10 protein-coding genes and 1 pseudogene are annotated in these 9,164 nt (G+C 72.5%); 9 read left to right on the forward strand and 2 right to left on the reverse strand.

What is annotated here, in order from left to right:
* The 9 genes and pseudogenes from VFO68_RS30065 to VFO68_RS30105 form a co-directional block, all read left to right on the forward strand.
* Window positions 1–838 (forward strand): annotated as a pseudogene (locus VFO68_RS30065) (hypothetical protein); the annotation flags it as partial.
* A 2-nt stretch (window positions 839–840) separates the two neighbouring features.
* Complete coding sequence (locus VFO68_RS30070) at window positions 841–1,623, forward strand: sugar phosphate isomerase/epimerase family protein (protein WP_325161786.1); 783 nt, start codon at window positions 841–843, stop codon at window positions 1,621–1,623.
* Between the two features lie 26 nt (window positions 1,624–1,649).
* The gene (locus VFO68_RS30075; RefSeq protein ID WP_325161787.1) at window positions 1,650–2,576 is read left to right on the forward strand and encodes a proline dehydrogenase family protein; all 927 of its coding nucleotides are present in this window, start codon (window positions 1,650–1,652) and stop codon (window positions 2,574–2,576) included.
* 49 nt (window positions 2,577–2,625) lie between these two features.
* Window positions 2,626–3,477 (forward strand): thioesterase family protein, encoded by an 852-nt coding sequence (locus tag VFO68_RS30080; protein ID WP_325161788.1) that lies wholly within the window; start codon window positions 2,626–2,628, stop codon window positions 3,475–3,477.
* A gap of 22 nt (window positions 3,478–3,499) precedes the next feature.
* The gene (gene proC / locus VFO68_RS30085) at window positions 3,500–4,330 is read left to right on the forward strand and encodes a pyrroline-5-carboxylate reductase (RefSeq protein WP_325161789.1); all 831 of its coding nucleotides are present in this window, start codon (window positions 3,500–3,502) and stop codon (window positions 4,328–4,330) included.
* 230 nt (window positions 4,331–4,560) lie between these two features.
* Window positions 4,561–4,779 carry a helix-turn-helix domain-containing protein gene (locus VFO68_RS30090; protein ID WP_325161790.1) on the forward strand — a complete coding sequence of 73 codons (219 nt, stop codon included), beginning with the start codon at window positions 4,561–4,563 and terminating at the stop codon, window positions 4,777–4,779.
* Between the two features lie 141 nt (window positions 4,780–4,920).
* A complete protein-coding gene (locus VFO68_RS30095) occupies window positions 4,921–5,022 on the forward strand; it encodes a 30S ribosomal protein bS22 (protein WP_018684825.1) in 102 nt (33 codons plus the stop codon).
* Window positions 5,023–5,111: 89 nt separating this feature from the next.
* Window positions 5,112–6,143, forward strand: coding sequence for an NAD-dependent epimerase/dehydratase family protein (locus VFO68_RS30100; RefSeq protein ID WP_325161791.1), 1,032 nt, complete (start codon window positions 5,112–5,114; stop codon window positions 6,141–6,143).
* A gap of 54 nt (window positions 6,144–6,197) precedes the next feature.
* A complete protein-coding gene (locus VFO68_RS30105) occupies window positions 6,198–7,175 on the forward strand; it encodes a lysophospholipid acyltransferase family protein (protein ID WP_325161792.1) in 978 nt (325 codons plus the stop codon).
* Between the two features lie 128 nt (window positions 7,176–7,303).
* Here the strand turns inward: VFO68_RS30105 and VFO68_RS30110 are convergent, their stop codons facing one another.
* Window positions 7,304–8,221, reverse strand: a complete 918-nt coding sequence (locus tag VFO68_RS30110; RefSeq protein ID WP_325161794.1) for an HAD-IB family hydrolase — start codon at window positions 8,219–8,221, stop codon at window positions 7,304–7,306.
* A 54-nt stretch (window positions 8,222–8,275) separates the two neighbouring features.
* A partial coding sequence (locus VFO68_RS30115) for a DUF5667 domain-containing protein (protein ID WP_325161793.1) occupies window positions 8,276–9,164 on the reverse strand: 889 nt, incomplete at its 5' end.

A 9,164-nucleotide genomic window follows, 5' to 3' on the forward strand; every position in this document is an offset into this window, starting at 1 on the left:
GTCCCAACAGCTGGCGCAGCCCTCCCAGCAACTCCCGCAGCCCTCCCAGCAACTGCCCCGGCCCACCCAGCAGCCCTCCCAGCAGCTGCCGCAGCCGTCCCAGCAGCTGCCCCGGCCGGGTATCGCGGCTCCGGTGCCACCGAACCGGCCGGCACAGCCGCCGCGGTCACCCCGGCCCGGTCCGCCGCCGCAGTCCATGCCCTCCGGCGCGTTCCCGATGAGCGGTGGCCCGATGGCGCCGCACGGCACCGGGTACATGCCGGCCCCGCCACCGCCGGTCCGCCCGCCGGAGGCGGGGCTGACCGAGCAGATGCCCCGGGTGCCCCCGGCGCCGCCCGCGGCCCCCCGCAACGCGACCGGGACGCACCAGGTTCCGACGTTCCCGCCGGCGCCCACCGGCTTCGGGCCGTCCGGCGGCGCGCCGCCGGCCGAGGACTTCACCGAGCTCGCGCCGGGCGAGGACCAGCCGGCCGACGACTACGAGGACTACCCGGACGGTCCGGAGTTCGGCGGGCCGGACGACTATCCCGACGACGACCTCGGCGAGGACGACGACCTCGACGAGCGGGCCCCGTCGGCGGGCCGGGAATGGCTGATCATGGTGGCCCAGGTCGCGCTCAGCGTGGTCGGCGGCGCCGCGGTCTGGCTCGGGTTCAATTGGTTGTGGGGCCGCTACCCGCAGGCCGCGCTGGGGGCCGCGGTCGTGGTGATCATCGGGCTGGTCTGGATCGTGCGCAAGATCCGCCGGGCCGACGACATGCAGACCACCCTGCTGGCCATCCTCGTCGGACTGTTCGTGACCGTCTCTCCCGCTGCGCTCCTGCTGTTGAGCAAGTAGCCGTGACACCGGTCGGCCTGTCAACGGCGTCGGTGTGGCCGCAGACCGCGGCCGCGGCCTTCCTGCTGGCCGCCGAGCTCGGCTACGACGGGCTCGAGGTCATGGTGTGGGCCGACCCGATGAGCCAGGACGTGGCGGCGCTGCGCCGGGCGTCCCGCGCGCACCGGGTGCCGGTGCTGTCCGTGCACGCCCCGTGCCTGCTGATCACCCAGCGGGTCTGGTCGCCGGACCCGGAGGTCCGGTTGCGCCGCTCCGTGCAGGCCGCGCAGGAGCTCGGCGCCCGCACCGTGGTCACCCATCCGCCGTTTCGCTGGCAGCGGCGCTACGCCGACCGGTTCGCCGAGCTGATAGACGAGCTGGAGGACGACTCCGGGATCGCCGTCGCGGTGGAGAACATGTTTCCGGTGCGCCGGTTCGGCGGGGCCATGGAGATGTCGGCGTTCCGGCCGTCGATCGACCCGACCGACGTCGGTCACCGGCACTACACGCTGGACCTGTCGCACACCTCCGCGGCCGGGGTCGACGCGCTGGAGCTGGCCAAGCGGATGGGTGACGGGTTGTGCCATGTGCACCTGGCCGACGGCGGCGGGTTGCCCCGGGACGAGCACCTGGTGCCGGGTCGCGGTACCCAGCCGTGCGCGGAGCTGTGCGAGGAGCTGGTCCGCACCGGGTTCACCGGCCAGGTCGTGCTGGAGATCAACACGCGCCGGGTGCGGCATCCGGCGCAGCGGGCGAAGGACCTCGCCGAAGCCCTGCTGTTCGCGCGGCTCCACCTCGGACAATGACCCAGGAGGCCCGTACAGTCTCGGGCGTGAACCCGTTGCGCTCGCTGATTCTGGCCGCCGCCGGAAACCACACCATCCGCCGGGTCGTCGCCGGCGCGCCGGTGAGCCGGGACGTGGTGCGCCGCTTCGTCGCCGGTGAGACGACCGCGGACGCGGTGGCGGTGACCAGCAAGCTGGTCGCCTCCGGGCTGACCGTGACGCTGGACTATCTCGGCGAGGACACCACCGACGCGGCCCTGGCCGAGCAGACCGTGCACGCCTACCTGGAGCTGCTGGACGCGCTGGAGGCGCAGGGCCTCGCCGAGCGGGCCGAGGTCAGCGTGAAGCTCTCGGCCGTCGGTCAGCTGCTCGACGAGCGGCTCGCGCTGGAGAACGCCGGCCGGATCTGCGCCGCGGCGCAGCGCTGCGGCACCACGGTCACGCTGGACATGGAGGACCACACCACGACCGACTCGACCCTGCGGGTGCTGGCGCAGCTGCGGGAGAGCTGGCCGTGGGTGGGGGCGGTGCTGCAGGCCTACCTGCGCCGCACCCGGGACGACTGCGCGCGGCTGTCCGGTCCGGGCTCCCGGGTGCGGCTGTGCAAGGGCGCCTACGCCGAGCCGCCGGACGTGGCGTTCGCCGACGCGCACGAGGTGGACCTGAGCTACGTGCGGTGCGCCCTGGCCCTGCTGTCCGGGGACGGCTACCCGATGTTCGCCACGCACGACCCTCGGCTGGTGCGCCTGATCGGCGAGCGGGCCGCGGCGTTCGAGCACAAGCCGGGCAGCTTCGAGTTCCAGATGCTCTACGGGGTCCGGCCGGAGGAACAGCTGCGGCTCGCCCAGCTCGGGCACACCGTGCGGGTCTACGTACCATACGGGGGCGAATGGTATGGCTACCTGATGCGCCGGCTCGCGGAGCGCCCGTCCAACACGGGCTTCTTCCTGCGTTCCCTGGCCACGCGGGGATGACCGCCGAAACCCAGTTCGACAACTGACGCGACATGGCAGGGTAAGGATCATGAGCAGTGTTGCGGGCCAGGGGGACGCACGCACGGGTACCACCGCCGGCCCGTTCGCCCTCGCGTCCCGGGTTCGCCCACTCGGTGACGGCACCTTCACCGCGGAGTTGCCCGGGGCGTGGACGGTGCGCGGGCGGCCGCACGGCGGCTTCCTGATGGCGCTGCTGGCCAGGACCGCGATGGCGGCCCACAGCGGCGGCTCCGGCGCCCCGCTGGTGGATCCGCTCGCGGTCAGCGCGCAGTTCCTCAACCCGCCCAGCGTCGGGCCGGTCCTGCTGCGCACCGAGGTCCGCAAGGCCGGCCGGCAGGCCACGGTGGTGTCGGTGCACCTGGAGCAACGCGGCAAGACCTGCGTCGAGGGAGTGGTGACCACCGGGCGCTTACCCCGGGAGCGGGCGGCCTGGGCGGATCTGCCCAACGTGTCCGCGGAGCCTCCCGGCAACGCGGTCGAGGTCGCCTCGCTCCCGCTGGCATCGGTGTTCAAGCTGACCACCGCCTGCGACATCCGGCTCGACCCCAACGGCGCCGGGTTCCTGCACGGCCATGTCGGTGACCCGCTGCGGCTGCGGCTGTGGGTGCGGCCGAGGGCGGAGCCGGTCGACCCGCTGTTCGCGCTGGTGGCCGGGGACATCAACATGCCGCTGACGTTCAACCTCGGCCGGTTCGGCTGGACCCCCACCGTGCAGATGACCGCCCTGCTGCGGTCCCGCCCGTCCCCCGGCTGGCTGCGGGTGCTCGTCGAGTCCAAAGCCGTGCACGGCCCCTGGTTCGACTCCGACGCGACGGTCATCGACGCGACTGGACGACTGATCGCCCAGGCGCGCCAGCTCGCCCTGTCCGCGATCGGGTAGTGCTACCTGGCAGGCTGGCGGCATGACTGGGTCTACGGGGCGTCCCACCATCGCGGTGCTGGGCGCCGGGAAGATCGGCGAGGCGTTGCTGTCCGGGTTGCTCGGCGGTGGCCGCCGGGTGGACGAGCTGATGTTCACCGAGCGGCACATCGAGCGCGCCAAGGAACTGACCACGCGGTACGGGATCCGGGCGGTGGACATCGCGGTCGCCGCGCAGGAGGCCGACGTCCTGGTCGTCGCCGTCAAGCCGCAGGACATCGAGCCGCTGCTGGACGAACTGGCCCCGCTCATCGGCCCGTCGAGCCTGGTGGTGTCGCTGTGCGCGGGCCTGCCGACCGCGCTGTACGAGCGGCGGCTGCCGGCCGGGGTGCCGGTGGTGCGGGTCATGCCCAACACGCCCGCGGTGGTCGGGCAGGCGATGAGCGCGATCTCCCCGGGCGGGCACGCCGGACCCGAGCACCTGGACATCGTGGAGAGCGTGCTGTCCGCGGTGGGCAAGGTGGTCCGGGTCCCGGAGTCCCAGCAGGACGCCGTGACCGCGCTGTCCGGCTCCGGGCCGGCGTACTTCTTCTACCTGGTCGAAGCGATGATCGACGCGGGCATCCTGCTCGGCCTGCCGCGCACGGTGGCCGAGAAGCTGATCATCCAGTCGGCGGTCGGCGCGGCGACCATGCTGGCCGAGACCGGGGAGCACCCGGTGACCCTGCGCGAGGCGGTCACCTCGCCGGCCGGCACCACGATCATGGCCATTCGGGAGCTGGAGAAACACGGCGTCCGGGCCGCCCTGCTGGCCGCGATCGAGGCTGCCCGGGACCGCTCCGAGGAGCTGGGCCGCGCCCACAAGCTCGATTAGGTCTTGGGCCGACCAACGCAACCTCAGGGGCACCGTGACGGCAGCCAGCCACCATCCACCGGCTTACGCGTGATGTCGCTGCCGGCGCGACCACCGCCCAAATTTCGGAGAGGCGGATCCGTCGCATCAGTCACAGGTGTCACGCTACTCTCTGGAGAAGCACGTGAGTGTCGGTTCCGCCGGTGGGGAAGCCGCGCGGCGCGACACGTGGCAAAGGACGCGGTGAGCTCATGCCGGCTAAGAAGCAGGACCCGGAGCCCCAGGGAGTTGCCCAGGTGCAGTTCCTGACCGTGGCCGAGGTGGCCACGATGATGAGAGTGTCCAAGATGACGGTGTACCGGTTGGTGCACAACGGCGAACTACCCGCGGTGCGTGTCGGCAAGTCCTTCCGCGTGCCGGAGAAGGCCGTGCACAGCTACCTCGAGGGCGCCTACTTCGACGCCGGCTGAACGGCGCTCGGAGTGGCCAGGTAACCTTGACGTTCGTTGTGCCTGGTGCCATCGCACGCCTTGCTGCCTCGTCGGTTGAGTGGTCGTGGCTGCACCGGAGCGCCAAGAGCCGTACGACCACAGACGAAGCGAAGGATCCGCATGGGTTCGGTCATCAAGAAGCGCCGCAAGCGCATGTCGAAGAAGAAGCACCGCAAGTTGCTGCGCAAGACGCGGGTGCAGCGTCGCAAGCTGAAGAAGTAGGGGTTAAGTCCGTGTTGCCCACCTCAGCGGAAGCGCTGAGGTGGGTTAGAGTCGGGTGCCCCAAGCGGTTGCAGACAACCTAGGAAGTCATGACGCCCAACGTCGTCCTCGTCACCGGCGTTGGCGGCTATCTCGGTGGCAACCTGGCCGCACGGCTCGCTGCCAACCCGGATATCGAGCGGGTGATCGGCGTGGACACCGCGCCGCCGCCACGCGACCTCCTGCGCCGAATGGGCCGGGCGGAGTTCGTCCGCGCCGACATTCGCAACCCCCTGATCGCGAAGGTCATCTCCGCCGGCCAGGTGGACACCGTGGTGCACGCCTCGACCACGGCCAGCCCGCCGGGGCCGTCCGGCCGCACGCTGATCAAGGAAATGAACGTGATCGGCACCATGCAGCTGCTGGCGGCGTGCCAGCGCTCCCGCACGGTGCGCAAGCTGGTGGTGAAGTCCACCGCGGCGGTCTACGGCGCGAGCTCCCGCTCGCCCGCGGTGTTCGCCGAGGAGGACACGCCGCGGGATCTGCCGTCCAGCGGGTACGCCCGGGACGCTGTCGAGGTCGAGGGCTACGTCCGCGGCTTCGCCCGGCGCCGGCCGGACGTGCTGGTCACCACGCTGCGACTGGTCAACCTGATCGGGCCGCGGGTGGACACGGTGCTCACCCGGTACTTCGCCCTGCCGGTGGTCCCCACCGTGCTGGGCTTCGACGCCCGGATGCAGCTGCTGCACAGCGACGACGCGCTGGCCGTGCTGGACCGGGCCACCGTCAACGACCTGCCGGGCGTGTTCAACGCGGGCGGCGACGGGGTGCTGATGCTCTCCCAGGCCATCCGCCGGGCCGGCCGGCTGGCGCTGCCGTTGCTGCGTCAGTCGATCCCGACCATGGCCGGCCTGTTCCGGGGCACCCGGCTGGTCAACTTCTCGCCGGACCAGGTCCGGTACCTCAACTACGGCCGGGTGGTCGACACCACTCGGCTGAAGACCGTTTTCGGGTTCACACCGCAGTGGACCACGTCGGAGGCGTTCGACGACTACGTGCACGGCAGCGGCCTGCGACCGCTGCTGGACGGCGACCGCCTCGCGGCGCTGGAGCGGCGGCTCGCGGCCGCCGGCCGGCGCTGACTCCCTCAGCGTTGAGCCCCATTGGCGAACTGCGGATTTGGAAGGTAGTGCGGCATGCAGCAAGCCCGGGTGATCCCGCTTTCGCGTGCGGAACGGCATCGGGGCGGTGGTCCGGCCCGGCCGGTCGCCGAGGCCGGGCCGCTGGTGGAGCCGACCCCGCTGCATCCGCCGCGGGAGCAGGCCACCCCGGACGGTCTGACCGGCGCGCTGGCCGGCGCGGTCGGCTTCCTGCGCAGGCGCCTGGCCGGTGACTACCCGATCGACGAGTTCGGCTTCGACCCCGAACTGACCGACGCGGTGCTGCTGCCGCCGCTGCGGCTGCTGGCCCGGCGGTGGTTCCGGATGGAGGTGAGCGGGGTCGAGCACCTGCCCGCCGACGGCGCCGCGCTGGTGGTGTGCAACCACTCCGGCACGCTGCCGCTGGACGCGGTGATGACCGCGGTGGCGGTGCGCGATCACCATCCGGGCGGGCGGCACCTGCGGATGCTCGGGGCGGACCTGGTGTTCCAGACCCCGCTGCTGGGCGCGCTGGCCCGCAAGTCCGGCCAGACGCTGGCCTGCAACCCCGACGCCGAGCGGCTGCTGCGCGCCGGGGAGTTGGTCGGGGTGTGGCCGGAGGGATTCAAGGGCATCGGCAAACCGTTCCGGGACCGGTACAAGCTGCAGCGGTTCGGGCGGGGCGGGTTCGTCTCGGCGGCGATCCGCACCGGTGTGCCGATCATCCCGTGCTCGATCGTCGGCGCCGAGGAGATCTACCCCAAGGTCGCCGACCTGCGCCCGCTGGCCCGCCTGCTCGGCCTGCCCTACTTCCCCGTCACGCCCTTCTTCCCGCTGTTCGGTCCACTCGGCATGATCCCGCTGCCGTCCAAGTGGCACATCGAGTTCGGCGAGCCGATCTCCACCGCCGGCCACCGCGGCGCCGAGGACGACCCGATGCTCGTGTTCAACCTGACCGACCAGGTGCGCGAGACCATCCAGCAGAACCTCTACCGCCTCCTAGCCCACCGCCCCAACCCCTTCCTCGGCGGCTAGCCAGGAAGGGCGCGCCCGACAACAGCGACCTCAGGGGACCGTGACGTAACCCAGCCACAATCCACCCGATCCCCGCACCATCCCCCGAAAACGCGACAACCGCAAAAAATCCCGGAGAGGCGGGACAGTCACTGCTCGCGTTTGCGGTAGGCGGCGTAGCCGGCGGCGACCGCGCCGGCCACGGCGCCGGCGCCGAGCACCGACGGGACGCCGATCTTGGCGGCCTTGCGGCCGGTGCGGAAGTCCCGGATCTCCCAGCCGCGCTTGCGGGCCACCTCGCGCAGGCCGCTGTCCGGGTTGACCGCGACCGCGGTGCCGACCACCGACAGCATCGGCACGTCGTTGGACGAGTCCGAGTAGGCGGTGCAGCGTCGCAGGTTCAGGCCCTCGCGAGCGGCCAGCGCGCGCACCGCGTGCGCCTTCGCCGGGCCGTGCAGCATCTCGCCGACCAGGCTTCCGGTGTAGACCCCGTCCTCGCTCTCGGCCACGGTGCCCAGCGCACCGGTGAGGCCGAGCCGCCGGGCGATGATCGTTGCCAACTCCACCGGGGTGGCGGTGACCAGCCAGACCCGCTGTCCGGCGTCGAGGTGCATCTGGGCCAGCGCCCGGGTGCCCGGCCAGATCTTGTCGGCCATCAGCTCGTCGTAGATCTCCTCGCCGAGCATGATCAGCTCGTCCACGGTGTGACCGGCCACAAAGGACAGTGCCTGCTCCCGGCTGGCCCGGATACCGTCCTGGGTCTCCTTGCCGCCGACCCGGAACTTCACCTGCTGCAGGGCGAAGCGGGCCAGGTCAGACCCGGTGAAGAACTTGCGCGCGGCCAGCCCGCGGGCGAAGTGGAAGATCGACGCGCCCATCATCATGGTGTTGTCCACGTCGAAGAACGCGGCGGCGGTGAGGTCCAGCGGCACCGGCGGCGGATCGGCGCCCAGCAGACCCTCCCGCTCGATGGCCTGAGCCGCCTCCGCCGACGCCTCACCGGCGAGCGCGGCCAGCCGCTCGAGCTCGGTGCTCTTCTTGTCGTCGTGCCGACGGGACAACCGCATCGCCTCCGGACGGTCCAGCGCGTGTCTACGCACAGACTATCGATCTCCCCGCCGTCAACCGCCCAGCCGGACGCCCGGCAGGCCGGGCAGCACCGGGGGGACCTCGATCGGCGGCAGCGGCAGCGGAACCGAGAGCGTCGGGTTCGGGACCGGGAGGCCGGGGGTCGCGCCGGGTGCGGGGTTCGTCGGGGCGCCGGGGGTCGGCGGCACCGGCACCCCGGGCAGCGGGGCGGTCGGGGCGGGCTGCTGCGGCGCGCCGGGCACGGCGGTGGGCAGGGCGCTCGGGCCGGGGGGCGCGCCGGTGGCACCACCGGTCGGCCCGGTGCCGCCGGCGCTCGGCACCCGCTCGCAGATCCCGGTCGCCGGCAGGGCGCCGATCTCGTCGAAGGAGCCGGTGGTGACCTGGTAGCACGGCATCCGGGCGAGCAGGGCGTCGGCCCGCTCGGCGATCCGGGTCAGCAGGGCGAGCGAGACCCCGGCCCGGTTGCGGGCCGGAGCCGGCAGCCCCGCGGTCACCGCCTGCAGCCGCGTGGCCTGCTGCCGGGCCCAGTCCCGCAGCGCCTCCAGCTGCCGGCCGTCGTCGCGGGTGGCCAGGGCGATCATCTGGCGGGACCCGGCCGCGGCGTCGTTGTCGAAGTCGCTCAGGGCGGTCAGGAACGCGCCGACCGGGGCGTCGGAGGGATCGGTGTAGCGCCGGGCCAGCGTCTCGATCTCGGCGACCCGGGCCGCGGCGAACTCCAGGTGCTTGACCGCCTTCGACTCGTCGCCGAAGGTCAGCCCGAGCGAGGCGGCCTCGGCGGTCCGCTTGACGCCGTACAGCGTGTCGCCGGGCAGCGCGTCCCTGGCCAGCAGCAGGCTCATGCCGGCCAGCGAGAGCACCAGAGCCAGCAGGGCGACGGCCGCGATCGCGAACCGGCCGCGCAGGCCGGCACCGAGTCTGGCC

It is taken from the genome of Actinophytocola sp., from assembly GCF_035712165.1.
Taxonomy (GTDB): Bacteria; Actinomycetota; Actinomycetes; order Mycobacteriales; family Pseudonocardiaceae; genus DASYTH01.